The 22,737-nt window shown below is 76.7% G+C and carries 23 protein-coding genes; 14 read left to right on the top strand and 9 right to left on the bottom strand.

From position 1 onward, the window contains the following. The first annotated feature begins 38 nt into the window (after positions 1-38). From HWY08_RS18860 to HWY08_RS18850, 3 genes are read left to right on the top strand one after another with little or no spacing between them, the layout of a single operon-like run. Positions 39-488, top strand: a complete 450-nt coding sequence (locus tag HWY08_RS18860; RefSeq protein ID WP_235969708.1) for a Spy/CpxP family protein refolding chaperone — start codon at positions 39-41, stop codon at positions 486-488. Positions 489-497: 9 nt separating this feature from the next. Continuing rightward, a complete protein-coding gene (locus tag HWY08_RS18855) occupies positions 498-1,211 on the top strand; it encodes a response regulator (protein ID WP_176068124.1) in 714 nt (237 codons plus the stop codon). Then, positions 1,212-2,564: a sensor histidine kinase gene (locus HWY08_RS18850; RefSeq protein ID WP_176068123.1), complete on the top strand. Its 1,353-nt coding sequence runs from the start codon at positions 1,212-1,214 to the stop codon at positions 2,562-2,564. On the opposite strand, the gene HWY08_RS18845 is transcribed toward HWY08_RS18850, so the two are convergent. The 4 genes from HWY08_RS18845 to HWY08_RS18830 all read right to left on the bottom strand — a co-directional run bounded on the left by HWY08_RS18845 (position 2,536) and on the right by HWY08_RS18830 (position 6,982). Continuing rightward, a complete protein-coding gene (locus HWY08_RS18845; protein ID WP_176068121.1) occupies positions 2,536-2,706 on the bottom strand; it encodes a hypothetical protein in 171 nt (56 codons plus the stop codon). The two genes, HWY08_RS18850 and HWY08_RS18845, sit on opposite strands and share 29 nt — an antisense overlap. Before the next feature lie 242 nt (positions 2,707-2,948). After that, positions 2,949-4,301 (bottom strand): sigma-54-dependent transcriptional regulator, encoded by a 1,353-nt coding sequence (locus HWY08_RS18840; RefSeq protein WP_176068119.1) that lies wholly within the window; start codon positions 4,299-4,301, stop codon positions 2,949-2,951. Beyond that, positions 4,298-5,653, bottom strand: a complete 1,356-nt coding sequence (locus tag HWY08_RS18835; RefSeq protein WP_176068117.1) for a sensor histidine kinase — start codon at positions 5,651-5,653, stop codon at positions 4,298-4,300. Before HWY08_RS18835 ends, HWY08_RS18840 begins: the two co-directional genes overlap by 4 nt. 3 nt (positions 5,654-5,656) lie before the next feature. Then, complete coding sequence (locus HWY08_RS18830) at positions 5,657-6,982, bottom strand: TolC family protein (protein ID WP_176068115.1); 1,326 nt, start codon at positions 6,980-6,982, stop codon at positions 5,657-5,659. A 200-nt stretch (positions 6,983-7,182) separates the two neighbouring features. Here HWY08_RS18830 and HWY08_RS18825 point away from each other — a divergent pair, with 200 nt between their 5' ends. The 6 genes from HWY08_RS18825 (at position 7,183) to HWY08_RS18800 (ending at position 13,144) form a co-directional block, all read left to right on the top strand. Then, on the top strand, positions 7,183-8,226 hold the full coding sequence (locus tag HWY08_RS18825) for an HlyD family secretion protein (protein ID WP_176068113.1): 1,044 nt from the start codon (positions 7,183-7,185) through the stop codon (positions 8,224-8,226). Continuing rightward, positions 8,223-9,149, top strand: a complete 927-nt coding sequence (locus HWY08_RS18820) for an ABC transporter ATP-binding protein (RefSeq protein WP_176068112.1) — start codon at positions 8,223-8,225, stop codon at positions 9,147-9,149. Before HWY08_RS18825 ends, HWY08_RS18820 begins: the two co-directional genes overlap by 4 nt. Beyond that, positions 9,146-10,108 carry an ABC transporter ATP-binding protein gene (locus HWY08_RS18815; RefSeq protein ID WP_176068110.1) on the top strand — a complete coding sequence of 321 codons (963 nt, stop codon included), beginning with the start codon at positions 9,146-9,148 and terminating at the stop codon, positions 10,106-10,108. Before HWY08_RS18820 ends, HWY08_RS18815 begins: the two co-directional genes overlap by 4 nt. Further along, the gene (locus HWY08_RS18810) at positions 10,105-11,238 is read left to right on the top strand and encodes an ABC transporter permease (protein WP_235969707.1); all 1,134 of its coding nucleotides are present in this window, start codon (positions 10,105-10,107) and stop codon (positions 11,236-11,238) included. Before HWY08_RS18815 ends, HWY08_RS18810 begins: the two co-directional genes overlap by 4 nt. Beyond that, complete coding sequence (locus tag HWY08_RS18805) at positions 11,235-12,392, top strand: ABC transporter permease (protein ID WP_176068108.1); 1,158 nt, start codon at positions 11,235-11,237, stop codon at positions 12,390-12,392. The genes HWY08_RS18810 and HWY08_RS18805 overlap by 4 nt, the downstream gene beginning before the upstream one ends. A gap of 77 nt (positions 12,393-12,469) precedes the next feature. Next, a complete protein-coding gene (locus tag HWY08_RS18800) occupies positions 12,470-13,144 on the top strand; it encodes a hypothetical protein (protein WP_176068106.1) in 675 nt (224 codons plus the stop codon). Between the two features lie 16 nt (positions 13,145-13,160). On the opposite strand, the gene HWY08_RS18795 is transcribed toward HWY08_RS18800, so the two are convergent. Both HWY08_RS18795 and kbl read right to left on the bottom strand, forming a co-directional pair. Continuing rightward, positions 13,161-14,762, bottom strand: a complete 1,602-nt coding sequence (locus HWY08_RS18795) for an aromatic amino acid hydroxylase (RefSeq protein WP_235969706.1) — start codon at positions 14,760-14,762, stop codon at positions 13,161-13,163. A 94-nt stretch (positions 14,763-14,856) separates the two neighbouring features. After that, complete coding sequence (kbl, locus tag HWY08_RS18790; RefSeq protein WP_176068103.1) at positions 14,857-16,050, bottom strand: glycine C-acetyltransferase; 1,194 nt, start codon at positions 16,048-16,050, stop codon at positions 14,857-14,859. Positions 16,051-16,190: 140 nt separating this feature from the next. Between kbl and HWY08_RS18785 the strand changes: the two genes are divergently transcribed. After that, a complete protein-coding gene (locus HWY08_RS18785; protein ID WP_176068101.1) occupies positions 16,191-16,580 on the top strand; it encodes a peptide chain release factor family protein in 390 nt (129 codons plus the stop codon). Positions 16,581-16,602: 22 nt separating this feature from the next. Here HWY08_RS18785 and HWY08_RS18780 read toward each other — a convergent pair whose 3' ends face one another. Continuing rightward, on the bottom strand, positions 16,603-16,959 hold the full coding sequence (locus HWY08_RS18780) for a helix-turn-helix domain-containing protein (protein WP_176068099.1): 357 nt from the start codon (positions 16,957-16,959) through the stop codon (positions 16,603-16,605). Positions 16,960-17,097: 138 nt separating this feature from the next. On the opposite strand from HWY08_RS18780, the gene HWY08_RS18775 reads away from it, so the two are divergent. Further along, positions 17,098-17,772: an HAD family hydrolase gene (locus tag HWY08_RS18775; protein WP_235969705.1), complete on the top strand. Its 675-nt coding sequence runs from the start codon at positions 17,098-17,100 to the stop codon at positions 17,770-17,772. A 4-nt stretch (positions 17,773-17,776) separates the two neighbouring features. Here HWY08_RS18775 and HWY08_RS18770 read toward each other — a convergent pair whose 3' ends face one another. Continuing rightward, positions 17,777-18,844: an AI-2E family transporter gene (locus tag HWY08_RS18770; RefSeq protein WP_176068094.1), complete on the bottom strand. Its 1,068-nt coding sequence runs from the start codon at positions 18,842-18,844 to the stop codon at positions 17,777-17,779. 89 nt (positions 18,845-18,933) lie between these two features. Between HWY08_RS18770 and HWY08_RS18765 the strand changes: the two genes are divergently transcribed. The 3 genes from HWY08_RS18765 (at position 18,934) to HWY08_RS18755 (ending at position 21,534) form a co-directional block, all read left to right on the top strand. Then, the gene (locus tag HWY08_RS18765; RefSeq protein ID WP_176068092.1) at positions 18,934-19,530 is read left to right on the top strand and encodes a DUF488 domain-containing protein; all 597 of its coding nucleotides are present in this window, start codon (positions 18,934-18,936) and stop codon (positions 19,528-19,530) included. Between the two features lie 83 nt (positions 19,531-19,613). Further along, the gene (locus HWY08_RS18760; protein WP_176068090.1) at positions 19,614-20,342 is read left to right on the top strand and encodes a hypothetical protein; all 729 of its coding nucleotides are present in this window, start codon (positions 19,614-19,616) and stop codon (positions 20,340-20,342) included. A gap of 16 nt (positions 20,343-20,358) precedes the next feature. After that, positions 20,359-21,534: a metallophosphoesterase family protein gene (locus tag HWY08_RS18755; RefSeq protein ID WP_176068088.1), complete on the top strand. Its 1,176-nt coding sequence runs from the start codon at positions 20,359-20,361 to the stop codon at positions 21,532-21,534. Here the strand turns inward: HWY08_RS18755 and HWY08_RS18750 are convergent. Next, the gene (locus tag HWY08_RS18750; protein ID WP_176068086.1) at positions 21,522-22,028 is read right to left on the bottom strand and encodes a hypothetical protein; all 507 of its coding nucleotides are present in this window, start codon (positions 22,026-22,028) and stop codon (positions 21,522-21,524) included. The two genes, HWY08_RS18755 and HWY08_RS18750, sit on opposite strands and share 13 nt — an antisense overlap. Between the last annotated feature and the right edge of the window lie 709 nt (positions 22,029-22,737).

Raw genomic sequence — 22,737 nt, 5'->3', positions numbered from 1 at the left:
GGCGAGGCCAGGATGAAGCCTCGAAAGGAGAAGCACCCATGATGAAGAAGCTCGCCTCCGTCCTCGCCGTGGCCGCCCTGGGCCTCGGCGCCCTCACCCTCACCGCCTTCCGCCACCACCGCGATCCCGCGCAGATGGAGCAGATGCTGACGAAGCGCGTCGACAAGATGCTGGACGAGGTGAAGGCCACCCCCGACCAGCGCCAGCAGATCCTCGCCATCAAGGACAAGCTCGTCGCCGACGGGAAGGCGCTCCGGGCGAGCCACGCCGACACCCGCCAGAAGCTCCTCGCGCTCTGGAACGCCGACCAGCCCGACGCGGCCCAGGTGCACGCGCTGGTGGACGGCCGCGCCGACGCGATGAAGGGCTTCGCCGACGAGGTGGCGGACGCCATGCTGCAGGTGCACGGCATCCTCACCCCGGCGCAGCGCGCCCAGGTCGGCGCGCACCTCCAGGAGCACCTCCAGCAGCACCCCGGCTCGCACTAGAATCGCCCCGTGACCACCTCCACGGACACCCCGCTCCTCACCGCGCTCCTCGTCGAGGACGACGCGAGGCTGGCCGCGCTGACGCGCGACTACCTCGCGTCGCACGAGGTGGTGGTGACGATCGCCGCCGACGGCCGGCAGGGGCTGGCCGAGGCGCTGGCGCGCCGGTACGACGTCGTCCTGCTCGACCTCATGCTCCCGGGGAAGAACGGCCTCGACGTCTGCCGCGAGCTGCGCGCCCGCTCCGACGTCCCGGTCATCGTCCTCACCGCCCGCGGCGAGGAGGCGGACCGGGTGCTCGGGCTCGAGCTCGGCGCGGACGACTACCTCGCGAAGCCCTTCTCGCCGCGCGAGCTCCTGGCGCGCATCCGGGCGGTGGTGCGCCGGGCGCGCGGCCAGGCGGGGCCGTCCCTGGAGGTGGTGCGGGTCGGCGCGCTGGTGGTCGATCCGGCGGCGCGGCGCGCCACGCGCGACGGCCAGGAGCTCCAGCTCACCGCCTACGAGTTCGCGCTCCTCAAGGCGCTGGCGGAGCGCGCCGGGCGCGTGCTCACCCGCGAGCAGCTCATGGAGCTCGCCAAGGGGAGCGCCGAGGAGTCGTTCGACCGCTCGGTGGACGTCCACGTCTCGCGACTGCGCCACAAGCTCGGCGACGACCCCAAGCGGCCGCGGCTGCTCAAGACGGTCCGCGGCCTCGGCTACCTGCTCGCTGCCGAGGGCGAGTAGGTGAACGCGCGCCTCCCGTTCCGCCTCTTCTGGCGGGTCTACCTGAACGGCCTCCTCCTGCTCGTGCTGGTGGCGCTGGCGGTGGCGGGCGTCGCCGAGGCGCTCGGGCGCGAGCCCGCCGGCCGGAGCCCGGAGCGGTTCGCCGCCTACGCGGCGGCGCGGGTGAGCGAGCTGAGGTCGGAGCCGGCCGCCCTGGACCGCGAGCTGCGGCGGCTCCACGAGGCGTTCGGCGCGCGCATGACGTACTACCGCGGCGAGCTGGCGGTGGCCGCCTCCGACGAGGAGCGGCTCGAGCCGCTCGGGCCGGACCAGCGGCCTCGCCTGGCGCAGGGCGCCTTCAAGGTGCCCGGCCGGCGCTTCACGATGGCGGCGCCGGTCCCCGGCGAGCCGGGCGCTTACCTCATCCTCACCGGGCACGTCCCGCAGCACTCGCTCCTGCGCGGCGCCTCCTTCCTGACGGCGGTGCTGCTCGCGCTCGCGCTCGCGTCCATCCCGCTGGCGCGGGCCATCGCCTCCCCGCTGGAGCGGCTCGGCCGCGCCGTGCGCGCCTTCGGCGCGGGCGATCTCGGGGCGCGCGCGCGCCTCGCCGCGGGCGGCGAGGTGGGCGAGGTGGCGCAGGCGTTCGACCACATGGCGGACCGGATGCAGGCGCTGGTGCGGAGCGAGAAGGAGCTGCTCGCCAACGTCTCGCACGAGCTGCGCACGCCGCTCGCCCGTATCCGCGTCGCGCTGGAGATGGCCGAGGAGGGGGACCTCGCGCGCTCGCGCCGCTACCTGGGCGAGATCGGCGCCGACCTGGCCGAGCTGTCGCGGCTCGTGGACGACGTCCTCACCGCGGCGCGCCTCGAGCTGGCCGAGGACCGCGGGGCGAGCGCGGAGCTGCCGCTGCGGCGCGAGCGCGCCGACTCCCGGGACCTCGTGCTCCGCGCCGCCGAGCGCTTCCAGGCGGCGCACCCGGGCCGCGCGCTGGCGCTCGAGGTGGAGGAAACGCTGCCGGAGGTCCTGGCGGACCCAGCCCTCCTGCGGCGCGTGCTCGACAACCTGCTCGACAACGCCGGGAAGTACTCGGACGCGGACCGCCCCATCGTCCTCTCGGCGCGCCAGCGCGACGGCGCGCTCGAGGTGGAGGTGCGCGACCGCGGGATCGGGATCGACGCGGCCGACCTGCCGCGGCTCTTCACCCCGTTCTTCCGGACCGACCGGAGCCGCGCGCGGGGCACCGGCGGGGTGGGGCTGGGCCTCGCGCTCGCGAAGCGGGTGGTCGAGGCGCACGGCGGCCGCATCGCCGTCGAGAGCGTGCCCGGCGTGGGCACCGCGGTGCGGTTCAGCGTCCCCCGGGCGGCAGCCAGTTGACGTCGCGGACCCGCACCGCCTGACGGACGGGCACCCAGCCGCGCAGCCACGAGGCAGCGAGCAGCATCGAGAGCGCCACGAGGGCGAAGAGCCCGAGGTAGAGGCGGAGGAGGCGCGGCTCGGCGTGGGTGGCGGCGGTCACGTGGTCCTCCCGTTGCAGCTTACGAGCCACGCTGTGCACGGTCGGGTCGGACAGCAAGCGCCTGGCGGAAGGGACTTCCGGCGCGCGCTCGCCGGCGCTCGGGACGCGGGACTCGAGCGAACGAGGTGCGGCGGCGGCACGATGTGACCGGGGCGCCACACCGCGCGCTCGCCGCCCCGGCGAACGGGGCGCCGCGCCACGACCCACCTCGCGAGGGTGTGGAGCGGCGCCGCGGCCGGCGCTCACCCGCCGCCGTCGCCGTCCGGTCCGAGCGCGTACTTGCGCAGCTTGTCGTGGAGCGTGACGCGCGAGATGCCCAGCGCGCGCGCGGCCTCGGCGCGCCGGCCGCCGGCCTCGCGCAGCGCGTCCACCAGGAGGCCGCGCTCGTAGGCCTCGACCCGCTGCTTGAGCCCGAGCGGCGGGGCCGCGGGCGCGCCGCCGCCGGCCGCCGGGACGAGCGCGAGGTCGAGCTCGCCCTCGGGCGAGAGCGCGACCAGGCTCTCCAGCGCGTGCTCCAGCTCCCGGACGTTGCCCGGCCAGGGGTGGGCGGCGAGCCGCGCCAGGAGCTCCGGCCCGGGCGGCGGGCACTGGACTCCGAAGCGGGCCGAGAACAGGGCGAGGAAGTGGCGCGCCAGGAGCGGGATGTCCTCCGGCCGCTCGCGCAGGGGAGGCAGGTGGAGCTTCACGACGTCGAGCCGGTAGAGCAGATCCTCCCGGAACGCCCCCCGCGCCACCTGGGCGCGGAGGTCGCGGTGGGTGGCGGCCAGCACCCGCACGTCCACCCGGCGCGCGCGGTCCTCGCCCACCGCGCGCACCTCGCCGTCCTGCAGCACGCGGAGGAGCTTCGCCTGCGCCGCGGGGGCGAGGTCGCCGATCTCGTCCAGGAGCAGGGTGCCGCCGTCCGCCTCGCCGAACAGGCCGGCCCGCGCCCGCACCGCCCCGGTGAAGGCGCCGCGGGCGTGCCCGAACAGCTCCGCCTCGGCCAGCTCCGGGCTGAGCGCGGCGCAGTTGAAGCGGACGAGCGGCCGATCGGCGCGCCGCGACGCGCGCCAGAGCGCCTCCGCCACCCGCTCCTTGCCGGTGCCGCTCTCGCCCTCGATGAGCACGGTCACGTCGCGCGGGCCGACCCGCGCCACCAGCTCCGCCAGCCGCGCCATGGCCGGCGAGGCGAAGACCAGCGAGCCGGACAGCGCCAGCGCCCCGGTGAGCCGCGCGTTCTCCTCCACCAGGTGGGCGGCCTCGAGCGCCCGCCGCACGACCGCCAGGAGCTCGTCGTTCTCGAACGGCTTGCGGAAGTAGTCCCAGGCGCCCGCCTTCATGGCCTCCACCGCCTGCCGCTCCGAGCCGTGGGCGGTGACGACCACCACCCGCGGCGGGGGGGAGCGCGCGGCCAGCCGGCGCGTCAGCTCGAGGCCGTCGAGCCCCGGCATGCGCAGGTCGGTCACCACGAGCGGGAAGGGCGAGGCCTCGAAGCGCGCCAGCGCCTCGGCCCCGTCGGCCGCCTCCTCGACCTCGATCCCCTCGCCGCTCAGGATCTCGCGCAGCGTGTAGCGCAGGCCGGGATCGTCGTCGACCACCAGGACGCGGGGGGTCACGCGAGGGCCTCGCGCGCGGCCGGCGCGGGCGCGGGCAGGCGCAGCACCGCCGCGCACCCGCCGCCCTCGCGCGGCGCGAGCTCCACCTCGCCGCCGTGCTGGCGCGCCAGCGCGCGGGCGATGGTGAGCCCGAGCCCCGAGCCGCGCGCCTTGGAGGTGATGCCCGGCTCGAAGGCGCGGCCCGAGAGGGCGGGGTCGAGCCCGGGGCCGCGGTCGAGGACGTGGAGGCTCACCGCCCCGTCCGCGGGCGGCAGGACCCACAGCTCGATGGCCGCGCCGGCCGGGCTCGCCTCGAGCGCGTTCTGGAGGAGGTTGATGAGGATCTGCTTCACCTTGCGCTCGTCGCAGCGCGCCTCGGCCTGGCCGCCGCGCACCTCGATCCGGACCCCGCGCTGCCGCGCCAGGCCCTCGTGCAGCGCGGCCACGTCCTCGGCGAGCAGGGCGAGGTCGACGGCGCGCTCCGCGAGCGGGACGAGCGGGCGCGAGAAGTTGAGGAACTCCTCCAGCACCCCCTGCATGCGATCGACCTCGCGCCGCAGCACCGCCAGCCGCTCGGCGGGCTTTCCCGGGGCGGCCCCGTCGGCGAGGAGGGCCGCCAGCCCCTTCACCGAGGCGAGCGGGTTCTTGAGCTCGTGGGCGATCTCGGCCGAGAGCGCGGTGAGCTCCTCGGCGCGCTCGGCGTGGGCCCGCAGGGACTCCTCGCGCGCGCGGAGCGCCTCGCGCAGCATCCCGTCGAAGACGCCGCGCACCGCGCGCCCGGCGCGGGAGGCGAGCGCGAGCACGAGCGAGAGGACGGTGGCGCTGGCGAGGAGGTGCGCGTCCACGTGCCCGGCCCGGGGGCCGCCGCCGAAGAGCGCGAGGTTGAGCCCCGGGAAGCGCCGGGAGAGCTCGAGCCCGGCGAGCGCCCACACCGCCGCGACCTGCGTCGCCACCAGGGCGCGCCCGGCGCCGGGCGAGGCGAAGAGGCCGATCATCACCGCCAGCGGGACGAAGGTGTAGGTGAAGGGGCTCTCCAGCGCGCCGGTCGCGAACGCGAGCGCCACCTGCCCCACCACCGCCGCCAGGAGGTTCACCGTGACCGCGCCCCGCGAGAGCCCGCTGCGCCGGAACCGCAGCGTCTCCGCGGCGAAGAGCCCCGCCAGCGGGACCAGCACCGCGAACAGGAAGGCCGCGCGCCAGCGCGCGGGCTCCGCCACGGCGAGCGCGCCCGCCAGCGCCAGCGCCGCCGGGACGAACGCGATCAGGCGGATGTCGGCCATGCGGCCGAACAGCCGCGACAGCTCCTGGCGCTGGATGTCCTCGAACCCCTGCGGCAAGGGCCGGCCCTCCCCGGGCTCCAGCATAGCGCGCATGGCTCAGCTCCGGCCGGTCGCACGATCGACGGCGGCCAGCGCCAGGCCGAGGCGCGCCCGCGCCTGGGCCAGCCCGACCTCGGACTGGAACAGCCGGTCGTTCGCGTCGAGGACGTCGAGCGAGCTCGCCACGCCCCCGGCGAAGCCGCGCCGGGCGGTGGCGGCCGCCTCCCCGGCGAGGCGCGCCTGCTCCTCGGCCAGGGCGAGCCGCTCCACCGCCAGGCCCACGTCCCGCGCGGCGTCGTCCACCTCCTGCGCGATGGCGACCCGCTGCGCCGCGAGCGCCGCGCTCGCCTCGGCGAGGCGCCCCTCCGCCTGGCGCGCCTTCCCGTACCGGAGCCCGCCGTCGTAGAGCGGCCAGGTGAGGTCGACCGTGACGCGCCAGCCCTCCTCCTTGCCGGTCGGGTAGGGGACGGTCTGGGCGAAGGCGCTGGCCGAGGCCGAGAGCTGGGGCAGCAGCCGCAGTCGCGCCGAGGCGCGGTCGTGCTCGGCCGCCTCGACCTGCGCCGCCAGCGCGCGCACCTCGGGCCGGTGCCCCTCCGCCTCCTCCGCCAGCGCGCGCGGGTCGAGGGCGGCGGGGGGACGCGCCGCCGGGACCGCGATCCGCACCGGCTCGGCCCGCCCCAGGAGGACGCCCGCGGCCAGCTCGGCGCGGGCGCGGTCGGCGCGCGCGCGGGCCAGGTCGCTCCGCCGCTTCACCGCCTCGGTGCGCGCCTGCAGCACCGCCAGCGGCACCCCGGTGCCCGCCGCCAGCGCGCGCTCGGCGAGGCGCGTCTGGTCGTCGGCGCTCCCCACGGCCCGCTCGCTCGCGGCCACCACCTCGTCTCCCGCCGCTGCGCTCCAGGCCGCCTGGACCAGCGCCGCCCGGAGCTCCAGGCGCGCCGCCTCGGCGCTCTCGCCGGCGGCCCGCTCGGCGCTCCGGGCGGCGGCGACGTCGGCCCAGGCGCTCGGGGCGACGAGCGGGACGCGCAGGGTGCCGTTCGCGCCGAACGCCTCGCGGGGCTGGATGACGAGGTCCGGCGGGGCGGGGGCGCCGGGTTGCAGGGCCGAGAGCAGCCGCCCGATGGGCGCGGTCGCGGCGTCGCTGTTGCGGACGTAGCTCCCCGAGGCGGTGAGGGTGGGCAGCGCCGCCGCCAGCGCCTGCCGCGCGAGGCCGGCCGCCTGCTCGCGGCGCTGGCGCGCCTGCTCGAGCGAGGGGCTCTGGTGCTCGAGCTCCGCCAGCGCGTCCTCGAGCGAGAGCGCACGGGGCGGCGCGGGCGCGTCGGCGAGGGCGACGGTGCCGAGCAGAGCGGCGGCGGAGCCGAGCAGGGCGGCGCGGAGCGAGGTCATGGCGAGAGGGCGGAGAGCAAGGACGGTGCCGACCCACGGCGGCAGCGATGGCGCTGGCTTCGCGGGCTCGTACCGCGCGGGGCCGTTCGGAAACCCGAACACGTCGTCGGATCTCCTGGCGGCCCCCCCGGGGCGGCGCCGCGGAAAGGCGAGCAACTTCGCGCCGGGCGTCCGGCACGTCCCTTGCGAAGAGCGCCGGCATGCGGCGGATCGCGCTCGTCGTCGTCTCCCTCGTCGTCGTCCTCTCGGCGGTCCTCGCCTGGCGCCTGCACCTCCAGGCGGCGGAGGCGCGCGCGCCGGCAGGCGGCTCGGGCGAGATCGAAGGCACCCACGTCGACCTCGCCTCGCGCGTCGGCGCGCGCATCCTGGAGCAGCGGGTGCGGAAGGGCGTGGCGGTGAAGCGAGGCGACCTGCTCGTCGCCCTCGACTGCGCCGACCCGGCGGCGGCGCTCGCCGAGGCGGAGGCACGGCTCGCCGCGGCGCGGGCGCAGGCGGCCGCGGCCGGCACCTCGGTCGAGGCCTCGCGGCGGCAGCGCGAGGCGGCGGTGGCGGGGCAGCTCGCGGCGCGGGCGCAGGCCGAGGCGCTGGCGGCGCAGCGCGACGCGGCGCAGCGGCAGGCCGGCCGCCTCGAGGCGCTCGGGGCGGACGTCCCGACCTCGAGCCGCGACCAGACGCGCGCCAGCGCCGAGGGGCTCGAGGGGCAGACGCGCGCCGCGCTGGCGCAGGCGCGCGCCACCGAGCAGCAGGCGGCGGCGGCGGTGGTCGCCATCCGGGCCTCCGGCGCGCAGGCGGTCGCGGCGGAGGCCCAGCTCAAGGCGGCCGAGGCGACCGCCTCCCGGGCGCGGCTCCTCGTGGACGAGTGCCAGGTGCGCGCCCCTCGCGACGCGGTGGTGGACGACCTGCCGCACGAGCCGGGCGAGCTCGTGCAGGCCGGCCAGCTCCTGGTGCGCCTCGTCGAGCTGACCGAGGTGAAGGCCACCTTCTACCTGCCGAACGCGGAGCTCGCGGCCGCGCGCCTCGGCGGCCGCGCCACCGTGGTGGCGGACGCCTGGCCCGGAGAGCGGTTCGAGGGCGTGGTCCGCACCGTGGCGCTCCAGGCCGAGTTCACGCCGCGCAACATCCAGACCAGGACCGACCGCGACCGGCTCGTCTACCCGGTGGAGGTGTACGTGCAGAACCCGCAGGGGAAGCTCCGGCCCGGCATGCCGGTGCAGGTCTTCCTCCCGGCGGGGGACCGCTCGTGACGGCCGCGCCCGCGGCCGCGCTGGAGGCGCGCGGGCTCGCGAAGCGCTTCGGCGCGACCGAGGCGCTGCGGGGGCTCTCCTTCGCGGTGGCGCCGGGCGAGCTGTACGGGCTCGTGGGGCCGGACGGCGCGGGCAAGACCACGGCCCTCCGCGCGCTGGCCGGGCTGCTGGCGCTCGACGCGGGCGAGGCGCGCGTGCTCGGGAAGGACCCGCGCCGGGGCGGCGCCGAGGTGCGCGAGGCGCTCGGGCTCATGCCGCAGCAGTACAGCCTCTACCGCGACCTCACCGTGGCGGAGAACCTGCGCTTCTTCTCGCGGCTGTACGTCCTGCCGCGGCGGACGTTCGAGGAGCGGGCGGCCCGGCTCCTCGCCATCACCCGGCTCGATCGCTTCACCGGCCGCCGGGCCGACGCGCTCTCGGGCGGCATGTACAAGAAGCTGGCGCTGGCGTGTGCGCTCCTGCACGAGCCCCGGGTGCTGCTCCTCGACGAGCCCACGAACGGCGTCGACCCGGTCTCCCGCCGCGAGCTGTGGGCGCTCCTCCACCAGTTCGTCGAGGGCGGGATGACGGTCCTCGTCTCGACGCCCTACATGGACGAGGCGGAGCGGTGCAGCCGGGTGGGGCTCGTCCACGCCGGGAGGCTCCTGCTGGAGGGGGCGCCGCGGGCGCTCCTCGACGGGCTGGAGGAGGAGGCGTACGAGGTCGCGGGCGGCGATCGCGAGGCGGTGGAGGCGGCGCTGGCGGCGCGGCCGGAGGTGCGCGCCGCCTCGCCCGCCGGCTCCCGGCTGCGCATCGACGTCGCGCCGGGAGGGGCGGGGCCGGTGCAGGCCGCGCTGGCGCCGCTCGGGGCCGGGCTGCGCCGGGTGACGCCCGCCTTCGAGGACCTCTTCCTGTCGCGGCTCCGGCGGGAGGGCGCCGCGTGAGCGGCCCGGAGCCGAGCATCGTCGCGGCCGGGCTCACCCGCCGCTTCGGCGCGTTCACGGCCGTGGACCGGGTGAGCTTCGAGGTGCCGCGGGGGGAGATCTTCGGCTACCTGGGCGCGAACGGCGCGGGGAAGTCGACCACCATCCGCATGCTGACGGGGCTCCTCGCCCCGACCGCCGGCGAGGCGCGCGTGGCGGGCCACGACGTCGGCCGGGCGCCCGACGCGGTGAAGGCCGCCATCGGCTACATGTCGCAGAAGTTCTCGCTCTACCTCGATCTCCCGGTGCGGGAGAACCTGCTCTTCTTCGGCGGCGCGTACGGCCTCTCCGGGGGCGGGCTGCGCGACCGCGCGGACGAGGTGCTGCGGCTCACGGACCTCCGCGCCCTGGAGAGCGCGGTGACGGGCTCCCTCCCGGGCGGCGTCCGCCAGCGCCTGGCGCTCGGCTGCGCCATCCTGCACCGGCCCGAGGTGCTCTTCCTCGACGAGCCCACCGCCGGGGTGGACCCGGTGGCGCGCCGCGCCTTCTGGCGGCTCATCCGCGAGCTCTCCCGCGCGGGCACCACCATCTTCGTCACCACCCACTACCTCGACGAGGCCGAGTACTGCCGGCGGATCGGCCTCATGGTCGACGGGCGGCTGGTGGCGCTCGACACGCCGGGCGCGCTCAAGCGCACCTGGGTGCCGGGGCGGGTGCTGCTGGTACGCGGCCGCGGCCTGGCGCGGGCGGCGGGCGCCCTGCGCGGGCAGGGCGGGATCCTCGGGGTGGAGCCGTTCGGCGCCGGGCTGCACGTGCGCGTCGAGCCCGCGGCCTGGGACGCGCCGCGGGTGGCCGCGGCCCTCTCCAGCGCCGGCGCCGCCGAGGTGCAGCTCGAGGAGGGGGAGGCCTCGCTGGAGGACGTCTTCCTGGCGGTGGTGGGGCAGGGCGCCGGCGCCGAGCCGGCGGGGGCGGCGCCGTGACCGAGCGCCCGCGACGCTTCGCCGTCCGCGTGGGGGCCATGGCGGCGAAGGAGGTCCTCCACATCCAGCGCGACCCGCGCACGCTCTACCTGGCGCTGGTGATGCCGGTGGTGCTGGTGCTCCTCTTCGGCTACGGCGTCTCCTTCGACCTCGATCGCATCCCGCTCGCCGTCGCCGACGCGGACCGCAGCGAGGCCTCGCGCGCCCTCGTCGACGCCTTCGCGCGCGCGAACGAGTTCGAGGTCGTGCGCGAGGCCGGGCCCGAGGAGGTGGAGCGGCTCTTCCGGCGCGGCGCGGCCCAGGCGGCGCTGGTCATCCGGCCCAGGTACGGGCGCGATCTGGCGCGCGGCGACGCGGGCCGGGCCGAGCTCCTCGTCGACGGCGCCGACGCCAGCACCGCGAACCAGATCCTGCAGAAGGCGGACGCCATCGCCGCCGCCGAGAGCCTGCGCCTCGCCCCGCGCGGAGGGGCCGCCGCCGTCCGCCCCCTCGAGGCGCGCACCTTCACGCGCTACAACCCCGAGGCGCGCTCCGCGCTGTTCCTCGTCCCGGGACTCACCGCCTACCTCATGGCCATCGGGGCGGTCCTCCTCACCGCGCTCACCGTGGCGGGCGAGTGGGAGCGCGGCTCGATGGAGCAGCTCTTCGCCTCGCCGGTGGGGCGCTTCGACATCATCCTGGGGAAGCTGCTGCCCTACCTGGCGCTCGGCCTGGTGCAGCTGCTCCTGGTGGTGGCGGTGGGCGCGACCGCCTTCGACGTGCCGATCCGCGGGAGCCTCCTCCTGCTCTTCGCGCTCGGCCTCGTCTTCCTGGTGGGCATGCTGGGGCAGGGGCTGCTCATCTCGGTCCTGGCAAAGAACCAGCTCGTGGCGACGCAGGCCGGGGTGCTCTCGTCCTTGCTCCCCTCGCTCCTCCTGTCCGGGGCGCTCTTCCCCATCGAGAACATGCCGCGCCTGCTGCAGGCCATCTCGCGGGTGGTGCCGGCGCGCTACCTCGTGCACGGGCTGCGCGGCGTGCTCCTCAAGGGGAGCGGGGTGGGCCTCGTCTGGCAGGACCTCGCGGCGATGGCGCTCTTCGCGGCGGCCATCCTGGCCCTCGCCACGGCGCGGTTCCAGCGGAGGGTGGCGTGACGCCCGCGCGCGCCGGCGGCCGCGGCACCGCCCTCGTCCAGTACCGGGCGGTGGTGCGCAAGGAGGCCCTGCAGACGCTGCGCGACCGGCGCATCATGTTCATGCTGGTCGCCGCGCCGCTCATCCAGACCATCCTCTTCGGCTTCGCGGTCGACTTCGACGTCGACCACGTGCCGGCGGCGGTGGCCGACCTCGACCGCAGCGCGGAGAGCCGGGAGGAGCTGCGCCGCCTGCTGGCGGACGGCACGCTGCGCCGCGTCGAGGACGCCGCGAGCGGCGTCGAGGCGGATCGGCTCATCGACCAGGACCGCGCCGCCGCGGCGGTGGTCATCCCGCCAGGGTTCGGCGGCGATCTCGCGGCGGGCCGGGCCGCGCGGCTGCAGGTGGTGATCGACGGCACGGATCCCATCCGGGCGGGCGCGACCCTCAGCGCGGCGGGGCGCTTCTTCGCCGGGCGCGCGCAGGCGCTGGCGAAGGAGCGCCTCGCGGCGCGAGGTCAGGCGGCGCTCCCCGAGCTGTCGGTGTCGCCGCGCGTGCTCTACAACCCGCGCCTGAAGACGGCCGTCTACATGGTGCCCGGCATCCTGGCCATGCTGCTCGTCATCGTGACCACCATCGTGACCGCCATGGGCCTGTCGCGCGAGCGCGAGATGGGGACGCTGGAGCAGGTGCTCGTCACCCCGGTGAAGCCGCTCGTCCTGCTCCTCGGGAAGATGACGCCGTTCGTGTTCATCGGGCTGTTCGACGTGCTCCTGGTCGTGACCGCCATGACCTGGATCTTCGCGGTGCCGCTGCGCGGGCCGCTCGCGGCGCTGGGGTTCGGCACGGTCCTCTACCTCTGCTCGACGCTGGGGGTGGGCCTCTTCATCTCCACCGTCTCCGCCAACCAGCAGCAGAGCTTCCTGGGCGGGTTCCTCTTCGTCCTCCCGGCGGTGCTCCTCTCCGGGATCATGACGCCCATCCGCGCCATGCCGGCCTGGCTGCAGGCCGGCACCTGGCTCAACCCGCTCCGCTTCTACGCCGAGCTGGTGCGCGGGGTGCTCCTGCGCGGCGCCGGCTTCGCCGACCTCGCTCCGCAGCTCGCCGCGCTGGCGGTGTACGGCGTGGCGACGCTCGGGCTCGCGACCCTGCGCTTCCGGCGCCGGCTGGGCTAGCGCCGCCGATATCGTCGCCCTGCCGCGCGGCACCTTGCCCCGGGCCGGGCGGGCGCCGCCGAGCGTACCCTGCGTCCATGGCGCACCGCGCGCTCCTCGCCCTCCTCGCCGCCGCCGGGCTGGCCGGCCCCGTCCCGGGGGAGGCGCTCTGCCCCGCCGAGGCGCCGGTGCTGGAGCCCGCCGGCGGCCTGGCGCCGCTCACGCGCCTCCGCGACGCCTTCGCGCAGCGCGCCGCGCGCGCGGGCGCTCCGCTCCGCGCGGTGCCGGCGCTCCGGGAGGCGACCGGCCCGCGGCTCCTCGCCTGGAACGCGGCCACCGGCGAGGTGGAGGTCCCGCGCTGGGAGGAGCTGCCGGAGGCGGAGCGCTCCCTGCTGGCGCGGATGGCGGGCTCCCCCGCGCGCGCCCCGGGGCTGTTCGCCTGGCTCTACCGCTGGTTCTACCTGCCGCGGGCGCTGTCGGAGGCGCTCCTCGCCGGGCGCGGCGGGCTCGCCCTCCCGGACGCGCGCCTGGCGGACGATCTCGGCGTGGCCTTCCTGGCCGCCGAGCCGATGGGGCCGGAGCGGCTCGCGCGGCTGCGCGCGCTGGTGGACGAGGCGCTCGGGCGGCTGGCGACGGAGCTCGGCGATCCGGCGGCGGCGGCGCGCCGCGACGAGCTCGGGCGCCTGCGAGAGGCGCTGGCGCGCCGCGGCGAGCGCAGCTTCGAGGCGCTCCTCGCGCTGCGCGCCGCGCCGCCCGGCGCGGGCGGCCCCTAGCGCTCCCCGGCTCGGGTCACGGCGCCGCGGCGCCGCGCGCGGGCTGGGGCTCGCCGCCGGCGAGCTCGGCCAGCTCGGCCTGGAGCAGCCACTCGTCCGGGAACCGGCGTGCGGCGCGCGCCAGCTCCGCCACCGCCGCCGCTCCGGCACGGCCGCCCTCGCGCAGGGCGCGGACGGCGCGGTAGAGCCCGGCCAGCTCGGGCGCGAGCGCACCGGCGCGGTGGGCGCGTGCGCGCGCCTCGCCGTCCTCGTCCCTCACCGGGGCGCCGAAGTGCCAGTCCCAGACCCCGGGATCCCCCGGGCCCCCCGCCACCGAGGGGACGGCGGGGCTGGCGAGGAGGAGCGCGCGCGAGGGGACGGGCAGCTCCCGCCCGCCCAGCGTCGCGCGCAGCTCGCTCGCCACGCCCTCCGCGATCCGGCCGGAGAGGGCCAGGCCGGTCGCGAAGGAGAGGCAGAAGGAGCCCTGGGCCGGGACCCGCGCGCCGCCGAAGGCCAGCACCGCGGGCAGCGGCCCGGGGGCGCCGAGCGCCTTGCCCTCGCGCGACAGCAGCGTCGGCCCGCGCACCACCGCCAGCGCGGTGGCGAGCTCCGGGCCGGCCGGGCGTGGGCCCTCCACGAGCTCCTCCACCACCCCCGTCACCGCCGTCCCGTCGGCGAGGACGAGGTGGTTCACCGTCCGCGCCCGCCGCGCCTCGCGCAGGCCGAGGTCGCCGCCGCGCCGGAAGGAGAGGGTCCGGGCGAGATCGCCCACCACCTCGGACAGCTGCGCCAGCTCCTCGGCCACGAAGAGCTGCGGCTGCATGCGCGTGATGTCGTAGTCCACCTCGGCGGCGTCGGCGGAGAGGGGCCGCTTCTCGACCTCGGGCGAGAAGCAGTGGGTGCTCTCGCCGATGGAGCTGAGCAGCCCGGCGCCGTAGATGCGCGGCGCGGAGAGGCTCCCGACCAGCCCGTACTCCGCGGTCCACCAGTAGAGGCGCGAGGCGCGGGTCGCCTCGGAGACGTAGCGGCGCGCGGCGGTCGCCTCGGCCAGGCGGCGATCGGCGGCCGCCACCTCCTCCGGCGAGGCGGCGGGGTCCTCCTTCACGATGGAGAGGGCCCGGATCGCCTCGTACACCTCCTGGTCCTCGGCGGAGGCGATGGCCCGGAAGCCGATCTCGCCCGCCCGCTGCAGGAAGGCGGCGTAGTCGGCGTCGGCCAGGATGGGGGCGTGGCCGGCGCTCTCGTGCACGATGTCCGGGGCCGGGGTGTACTCGAGGTGCTCGTGGGTGCGGATGTCGCCGGCGATGGCGAGCACCCGCATCGCCTGCAGCTCGGTGAAGACCGCCGGCGGGATGAAGCCGCGCACGCTCACCGCCGCCCAGCCGAGCTGAGCGAGCTTGTCATTCATCTCGTCCATGCTCGGGATGCGCTCGGTCCCGATCCCCGTCGCCTCGAGCCCGCGCAGGTAGGCGGGGTGGGCGCGCGTGGCGAGGTGGCGGACGAGGCGCCGCAGGACGCAGCGCCACACCGCCTGGTCGCGGGGCGTGTAGGCCTCGTAGTCCTGTGGCACCACGTAGCGCCGGAGGTGAGGGGGCAACCGCAGCAGGGCGCGTTCGCTGGGGGTGAGGACGGCCGACAAGGCGCAACCTCCGCGGCGGCTGGGAGATCCGCTCGTACCGAAAATAGGGATCGCCGGCGCGGGCGCCGCGCCCCAGACGAGCCGACGCGCCGCGTCAGCGGAGGACGCCCCGGGCCTTCCCGACCTTCGTGAACGCATCGACCGCGCGCGCCACGTCCGCCGGCTCGTGCGCCGCCGAGAGCTGGACGCGGATGCGCGCCTGGCCCTGGGGCACGACGGGGTAGCTGAAGCCGACGACGTAGACGCCCTGGGCGAGCAGATCCCGCGCGAACTCGGCCGCGAGCCGCGCCTCGCCCAGCATGATGGGCACGATGGGGTGGAACCCCGGCTTCACCGCGAACCCAGCCTGCGTCAGCGCCTCCCGGAAGACGCGCGCGTTCTCCATGAGCTTGTCGCGGAGCGCCGTCGACCCCTCGAGGAGCCGGACCGCCGCGAGGCTACCGCCCGCGATGGCCGGCGCGAGCGCGTTCGAGAAGAGGTAGGGGCGCGCCCGCTGCCGCAGCAGCTCGACGACCTCGCGCCGCGCCGCCACGAACCCGCCGGCCGCCCCTCCCAGCGCCTTGCCGAGCGTGGAGGTGAGGAGGTCGACCTGGCCCTGCACCCCGAAGTGCTCCGGGGTCCCGCGGCCGGTCCGGCCGACGAAGCCGGACGCGTGGGAGTCGTCGACGAGCACGAGCGCCCCGTGCCGGTGCGCCAGCTCGCAGATGCGGTCCAGCGGGGCCAGGTGGCCGTCCATCGAGAAGACGCCGTCCGTGGCCACCACCACCAGCCGCGCCCCGCCTGCCCGCGCCTCCCCGAGGCGCGCCTCGAGCTCGGCCACGTCGCCCGAGGCGTAGCGGTAGCGCCTGGCCTTGCAGAGGCGGATGCCGTCGATGAGCGAGGCGTGGTTGAGCGCGTCGGAGACGATGGCGTCCTCCTCGCCGAGGAGCGCCTCGAACACCCCGCCGTTGGCGTCGAAGCAGGAGCCGAAGAGGATGGCCGCCTCGAAGCCGAAGAAGCGCGCCAGCGCCTCCTCCAGCTCGAGGTGGAGGTCCTGCGTCCCGCAGATGAACCGCACCGAGGAGAGGCCGAACCCGCGGGCTTCGAGCGCGCGGCGCGCCCCCTCCAGCACCGCCGGGTGCGACGAGAGCCCGAGGTAGTTGTTGGCGCAGAAGTTCAGCACCTCGCGGCCCTCGACGCGCACGCGGCCGCCCTGCGGCGACGCGAGGGCGTGCTCCTGCTTGAAGGTGCCGGCGGCGCGGATCGCTTCGAGCTGCTGCTGGAACAGGCGCTGGGCGTCGGAGGTCATGGGGGTCCTGGCCGGCGGACGGGGACGAGGGCGGGCGTCGGGCGGGGCCGGGCACCCGTCCGCGGCGGCGCTAGCTTAGCCCCGGGGCGCCGCGGAGGCGCGCGCTTCTTCGGTGCGGCGGCGTGGTACGAAGAAGCGCCATGACGACGTCCGCGCCCCTCGCCCCGCCTGCCCTGCGCGCCGCCGCCCGGCGGGCCTCCGCGCTGCCCGGGCCGGCGCTCCTCGCCGAGTGCGAGGAGACCTTCTTCACCGCCGGGGGACCCGGCGGGCAGCACCGGAACAAGACGGAGAGCGGCGTGCGCCTCACGCACCGCGGCACGGGCGTGACCGTCACCGCCACGGAGCGGCGCAGCCAGGCCCAGAACCGCGGCGCGGCGCTGGAGCGGCTGCGCGAGCGACTGGCGGCGATGGGTCACGAGCCGAAGCGGCGGCGCCCGACCCGCGCCACGCGCGGGTCGCAGGAGCGCCGGCTCGCCGCGAAGAGGCTCACCGGCCAGCGCAAGGCCGAGCGCCGGCGGGGCGACGACTAGACGACCAGACGACCAGACGAGGCTAGGCCGCGGCGATGGCGGCGGGGACCGCCTCCACCAGGCCGGCGTCCGTCAGCCGGTCGATGGCGGCCTTCACCTCGGCCGGGCTGGTGCCGCAGTCCTCGAGGGTCCGCGCGATGTCGGCGATGCTGCGCTTGCCGCCGCGCAGCTCGCCCAGCACCACCCCGTCGCTCGGCTGGAGCTGGAGCGGCTCCGACCAGGCGCGCTGCGCGGCGTCCAGGGCGGTGCGGCCCTGGGCGCGGGCGGCGTGGAGGGCGTCGCGGTAGGTGCTCTCGGCGACCACGCCGCGCTCGGACAGCATGAACTTCTGGCCGCGGGGCCAGCGCTTGCCCGCTCGGGGCTTCAGGCTCTCCAGCATCGGGGGCACTCATGGACCTAAGCGGAGGCGCTGTCAACTCGCCCGTGCGGGCGGGCGCCCGCCAGGACCCGCTTGCGGCGGAGGTGCGGGATTGCCGGGGCGGGCGGGGCGATCTCACCTTCGACCATGCCGCGCGCCGTGCTGTTTGACATCGATGGGACGCTGGTCGACTCGGTGGACCTCCACGCGCGGGCGTGGCAGGAGGCGCTCGCCCGCTACGGCAAGGAGGTGCCGTACGACGAGATCCGCAGCCAGATCGGCAAGGGCGGTGACCAGCTCCTGCCGGTCTTCCTGAACGACGAGGAGCTGGAGCGGTTCGGGGACGACCTGGCCGAGTACCGGACCGGGCTGTACCAGCGCCAGTACCTCCCCTGGGCGAAGCCGTTCCCCGGAGCGCGGGAGCTGCTGGCGCGCCTCAAGCAGGGCGGGGAGCTGGTGGGGCTCGCCTCCTCCTGCAAGCGGATGGAGCTCGGGTACTACCTGCGCATGCTGGGCGGCGCGAGCCTCATCGACGCCGCCACCACCGCCGAGGACGCCGAGCAGACGAAGCCTCACCCCGACATCTTCCTGGCCTGCCTCGATCGGCTGGCGATGGACCCGGACCAGGCGGTCGCGGTCGGCGACAGCCCGTACGACGCGCAGGCGGCGGCCCGCGCCGGCGTGCACACGGTCGGGCTCCTCTCGGGAGGCTTCGAGCAGCGCACGCTGGAGGAGGCGGGCTGCGTGGCGATCTACCAGGACTGCGCGGACCTCCTCGCGCGCCTCCCGGCCACCCCGCTCGCGCCGGAGCCGGCGAGCGAGCACCGGCGCTAGGGCGTCACTCGCCCAGGAACTCCGCCACCACCCGCAGGCGCGGGACGTGGCCGCAGATGATGCGGGCCGCCGAGAGGAGCGGGACCGCCAGGAAGAGCCCGACCGGTCCCCAGATCCAGAACCAGAACAGCGAGCCCAGGAAGATGACGATCGAGCTCAGCCGGAGCTGCTTGCCGAGGAAGAGCGGGTCGACGACGTTCCCCTGCAGCGCGACGATGCCGGTGTAGATGGCGGCCACCACCAGCACGTGCTGCACGTCGCCGTACTGCAGCAGCGCCATGCCGGTGGGGAGGACGAGCCCGGCAGCGGGGCCGACGTACGGGATGAAGTGGAGGAGCCCGGTGGTGAGCCCCCAGATGGCGGCGTGCTCGAGCCCGTAGAGCGCGTAGATGCCCCAGGTGACGAGGCCGAGCGCGGTGTTGATGGCCACCCGGTTCACCATGTACTGCTCGAGGTCGTGGTGCACCTCGGCGATGGCGCTCACCGCCCGCTCCCGCGCCTGCGCGTCGCGCGAGAGGGCCGTCAGCAGCTTCTGGCGGAACCGCGGGCCCTCGGCCAGGGCGAAGTAGAGCGTGAACACGGCGATGGTGGCCTCGCCAGCGAGCGCCAGCGCGCCCTGCGCGGTGCCGAGGAGGAGCACGCCCCACGGCACCGACTCCTGGACCTTCACGCCGCCGGGCGGGGGCTTCACCATCGCCTCGCCCTGCCGCTGGAGGTGGGCGACGCGGCGCACGATGCCCTGCACCGCCTCGCGGAGCTTGTCCTCGTACTGCGGCAGCTCCGCCCAGAAGGCCGAGAAGCTGCCGTAGAGCAGCGCGAAGATCCCGGCCACCACCGCGGTGGCGAGCAGGGTCCCGGCCGCCGCGGCCGCCCAGCGCGGCAGGTGGCGGCGCTCGAGCCAGCTCACCACCGGGTGGACGGTGAAGGCGAGGAAGATGGCCAGCACGGCGGGCATGAGGAACTCGCGCGCGAGCCACAGGAACGCCAGCACGGCCGCAGTCGCCAGGAGCGCGAGCGAGCGCTCGGTGATCCGGGAGTTGCGCTGGACCACGGTGTCGAGGCGGGACCTCACCGTCCGAACCTTGGCCACGCTGGCGAGGGGTCGCCACGCCGCCCCTGGGACCGGTGGCGCGGAGGCGCTCCGTCCGCCAAGAAGCCCGCATGGAGCCGAGACCGCCGCGCGCCTCGCCGGGCTGGGGGAAGGCGCGCGTGCTCGCCGTCGGACACTCCACCCGGTCCCTCGAGGAGCTCCTGGCGCTCCTCCGCTCGTGCGGCGTGGTCACGCTCGCGGACATCCGCACCATCCCCCGCTCGCGCCGCAACCCCCAGTTCGCGCGGGAGGCGCTCGAGCCGGCGCTCGCCGCGGCCGGCATCCGCTACGCGCACCTGGCGCGCCTCGGGGGGCTGCGGCACGCGCGCAAGGACTCGCCGAACGGCGCCTGGCGGAACGCCAGCTTCCGGGGCTACGCCGACTACATGCAGACGGGCGACTTCGAGGAGGGCCTCATGGAGCTCCGGGCGCTGGCGCGGGAGGGGCCGGTGGCGGTCCTGTGCGCGGAGGCGGTCCCGTGGCGCTGCCACCGCTCGCTGCTCGCCGACGCGCTCTTCGCGCGGGGCGTGGTGGTGGAGCACATCGTCGGGCGGGGCCGCACCCGCCCGCATCGCCTCACGCCGTTCGCGCAGCGGGTCGGCCGGAAGGTGCTCTACCCGCCGCCGCCGGAGTCCGCCGCGCCCGGCGCCGGCGGTGCAGCACGGTGAGGAGCCCCGCTCAGGGTGGGCAGGAGCGCGCGCCGGAGCCGGGGTTTGCCCCGCGCGCGGCGCCGGGGCACACTCCGTCGCCCATGCGAACCCCGCTCCGGCCGGTCGCCCTCGCCGTGCTCGCCGCGTGCCTCGCGGCGCCCCACCCCGCCGCAGCCGGCGAGCGCGTCGAGCAGCTCGTGGCCCGGGTGCTCGACGCCTACGGCGGGCGGGCGGCGCTGGAGCGGGCGCGGATCGTGCGCCAGGAGGGGACGGTCACCTCGCTCATGCACCCCGGCGCGGGGCACCTCGTCCGGCTGCTGCAGCGCCCCGCCAGCCTCCGCGTCGAGATCGCCTACCCCGGCGCCCCGGTCGAGGTGCGGGTGGTGCACGGCGGCCACGGCGATCGCGGCGGCGTGGAGGTGACCGGGACGCCCGCGCACGCCGCGATGGTGCTGCAGGCCGCGCGGCTGGCGCTCCCGCTGGCGCTCGCCGAGCCGGGCGCGCGGGTGGCCGACCGGGGCGAGCTGGAGCGCGACGACCGGCGGGTGCGAGCGCTGGCGCTGGCGCTCCCGGGCGGGCTCGAGGTCGTGGCGGAGATCGACCCCGCCAGCGGCCGCATCCTCCGCTCGACCGGCGCCGTGCCGGTGCCCGGCGCGGGCGGGCGGATCGAGTTCGCCACCGTGTACTCGGAGTGGAAGCGGGTGGGCGGGGTGCTCTTCGCGTTCCACGAGGAGAACTGGGCGCGCGGCCGGCACACCGGCGACACCTCGCTCCAGAAGGTGGAGCTGCTCCGCGAGCCCCCGCCCGGCGCCTTCGACGAGGGGCTGTAGCGGCCCCCTCCCCGGCTTGGGCGCGCGCGGCGGCGCCGCGGCGGTCATGGTGGACGCCGTGACCGTCTACGTGGTCTCCGACCTCCACCTCGACGAGGACGACGGCTCCCGGCTCTTCCGCGACGACGTCCAGGGAGCGCCGCTCGCCGCGCTCTGCCGGCGCGCCGTCGAGGAGCGGGCCGAGCTCGTCCTGCTCGGCGACTCCTTCGACCTCACCTCGATGATGCCGCCGCCCCGCGGGCTCCCGCGCTTCGCGCGGGCGATGCGCGTCCCGCTGCAGCCGCCGCCGCCGCGCACCCTCGGCGACCTCCTCCAGGCGATCCGGCGCAGCAACCCCGAGAGCATGACGGCGCTGGCGCGGGTGGCGCAGGCGGGCGCGCTCACGCTCGTGCCCGGCAACCACGACCACCTGCTCGCGGATCGCCGCGCCGCGGAGCCGCTCGCTTCCGTCGGGCTCGGCGCCGCCCGGGTGGAGCGCTCCCCGGTGCGCGCGCTCGCCGGCCGTACGGTCGTCCTGCAGCACGGCCACGCCTTCGACCCCAGCAACGCGCGGCCGGGCGGGGAAGGCGAGGTCATGACGCGCGTGCTGCACCAGGCGCTCGTCCCGTACCTGCAGCACCACGGGGCGCGCCGGCACGTCCGCATGAGCGCCGACCGGATCATCGCGCTCCGGCCAGAGGAGATCGTCGTCCCCGTCCTGCAGCGCTGGCTCGAGCCAGCGGACTTCGACCGGCTGTTCCGCGCGCTGGTGCGGCTCCTCGCCGACAACGGCGCGGTGCCGCGCCCGGTGGCCTGGATCCGCCGCGCGCTGTCGGCGGAGCGGGTGCGCAAGCGCATCCTCGAGCAGGACGCGCTGTGGCAGCGCGCCGGCCGCGCCGCGCTGGCGGCGGTGGCCGGGAAGCGCCGGTTGCCGCACGGCGCGCCGGAGCCGGACGTGCTGGTGCTCGGCCACACCCACGTCCTCGACTGGGCGGTGCTGGAGGGCCGCCGCCGCCGGCCGGACCGGCTCTACGTCAACCTCGGCACCTGGACGCAGCGCGCCTACGACGCGTCGAGCCCGCCCGACGCGAGCCTGCCCGTCCTGCGCCTGGGCGGCGAGCGGGGGCGGCTCGCCGCGACGCTGCACGACCTGGCCGGGGGCGAGGCGGAGCTGCAGCGGTTCGAGCTCGAGGCGCCCCGTCAGAACTCGTAGGAGACGCCGGCCCGCCCCTCGAGGAACCAGCGGTACTCGTCCGACGCGGGCAGGGTGGCGCTGACGACCGGGACCTGCCGCGCCAGCGCGCCCGCCTCGGCGAAGATGCTCACGCCGAACAGCCCGAACGACAGGCCGAGCGCGCCGCCGTAGCCTGGATTGGTGGGGCCGTGGATGAGGTTCTGCACCACCACGATGCCGCGCAGGTAGAGCGGGAAGAGCGGCGGCGACACGACCACCATCGGGCGCAGCTCGAGGTCGAAGCGCGAGTTCTGCACGTCGGCCAGGTTGGCGGCGAGGCCCAGCTCGAGCTTCACGAGGCCCGCGAAGCCGTAGCCCGGCGCGAGCATGATGTTGACCGGCGTCCGCTCCACGCTCGGGTTGAGCTGGGCGCCCACGCCGACGGAGCCCTCCAGCAGCGGGCCGGCGGCGGCGGGGCGGGGCAGGAGCACGAGCCCCAGGGCGGCGACGGCGGCGAGCGAGAGCTTGCGCATCATGACCTCCGGTGGAGAAGCTCCGGGCGACAGCCCGGCGGGCGAGCTTACGACGGCTCGCTCGGACGGCGCATGGGGGTCGTTCACCCACAGCGCACCACCTCCTCCGGCCGGGAGCGTGAGCGCTTGCGAGATCGGACGGGGTTGCGCGGCCCCTCCCTCTCCCCGCTTCCGGTGGCCCCCGTCCTCTCCCCCTCGCCCCGCGGAGCGGGGAGAGGGCCGGGGAGAGGGGCCACCCGACACCTGTAGAGCTCGCAGCATCGAGCGACCGCTTCGGTGATGGCGGCCGGGCTCGGGCAGGGAGGGGCGCGGCAGGCGGGCAGGCGGATCCGCGGTGGCAAGCGCCGCCGAACCCGGGGCGTCGAGCGCGAGGCGTGCCTGCGCGTCCGCGGCGGCGAGGCGTGGCCCGGCTTACGTGGACGAAGGGGCGCGGGTGCGGGAACGCGGCAGCCGGGGAGCTGATTGGAAGCGGTGAGGCGGCCCCGCGATCGGGTCTACTGCGCGTGCGGCGCCGTTGACTGTCCGTGTCAGACCTCCGTGCGATGATCTCTCCCATGGACGCGGCACCCGACCTCGCTGCGCGCTCGCCCTCCGAGGCCTGGAGGACGCGCTTCGCGCCGCCGGCCGTCGAGCCCGCGCCGCTCACCGGGCGCGAGCTCGACGCCTGGTTCCGCGGCGGCGAGCCGGAGGCCGACGCCTGCGAGGCGCT

The sequence above is a fragment of the Anaeromyxobacter diazotrophicus genome, from assembly GCF_013340205.1.
In the GTDB taxonomy this organism is placed as follows: domain Bacteria; phylum Myxococcota; class Myxococcia; order Myxococcales; family Anaeromyxobacteraceae; genus Anaeromyxobacter_A; species Anaeromyxobacter_A diazotrophicus.
Note: the sequence above shows the minus strand (reverse complement) of the source record. Positions and strands in the feature narration are given on the sequence as shown.

What these genes read in the sequence shown, in the direction of transcription:
- HWY08_RS18800 (WP_176068106.1), top strand. Translation starts at nt 12,470, where the DNA reads ATGGCGCACCGCGCGCTCCTCGCCCTCCTCGCCGCCGCCGGGCTGGCC.
- HWY08_RS18825 (WP_176068113.1), top strand. Translation starts at nt 7,183, where the DNA reads ATGCGGCGGATCGCGCTCGTCGTCGTCTCCCTCGTCGTCGTCCTCTCG.
- HWY08_RS18830 (WP_176068115.1), bottom strand. Translation starts at nt 6,982, where the DNA reads ATGACCTCGCTCCGCGCCGCCCTGCTCGGCTCCGCCGCCGCTCTGCTC.
- HWY08_RS18765 (WP_176068092.1), top strand. Translation starts at nt 18,934, where the DNA reads ATGGAGCCGAGACCGCCGCGCGCCTCGCCGGGCTGGGGGAAGGCGCGC.
- HWY08_RS18760 (WP_176068090.1), top strand. Translation starts at nt 19,614, where the DNA reads ATGCGAACCCCGCTCCGGCCGGTCGCCCTCGCCGTGCTCGCCGCGTGC.
- HWY08_RS18780 (WP_176068099.1), bottom strand. Translation starts at nt 16,959, where the DNA reads ATGCTGGAGAGCCTGAAGCCCCGAGCGGGCAAGCGCTGGCCCCGCGGC.
- HWY08_RS18860 (WP_235969708.1), top strand. Translation starts at nt 39, where the DNA reads ATGATGAAGAAGCTCGCCTCCGTCCTCGCCGTGGCCGCCCTGGGCCTC.
- HWY08_RS18785 (WP_176068101.1), top strand. Translation starts at nt 16,191, where the DNA reads ATGACGACGTCCGCGCCCCTCGCCCCGCCTGCCCTGCGCGCCGCCGCC.
- HWY08_RS18750 (WP_176068086.1), bottom strand. Translation starts at nt 22,028, where the DNA reads ATGCGCAAGCTCTCGCTCGCCGCCGTCGCCGCCCTGGGGCTCGTGCTC.
- kbl (WP_176068103.1), bottom strand. Translation starts at nt 16,050, where the DNA reads ATGACCTCCGACGCCCAGCGCCTGTTCCAGCAGCAGCTCGAAGCGATC.
- HWY08_RS18835 (WP_176068117.1), bottom strand. Translation starts at nt 5,653, where the DNA reads ATGCGCGCTATGCTGGAGCCCGGGGAGGGCCGGCCCTTGCCGCAGGGG.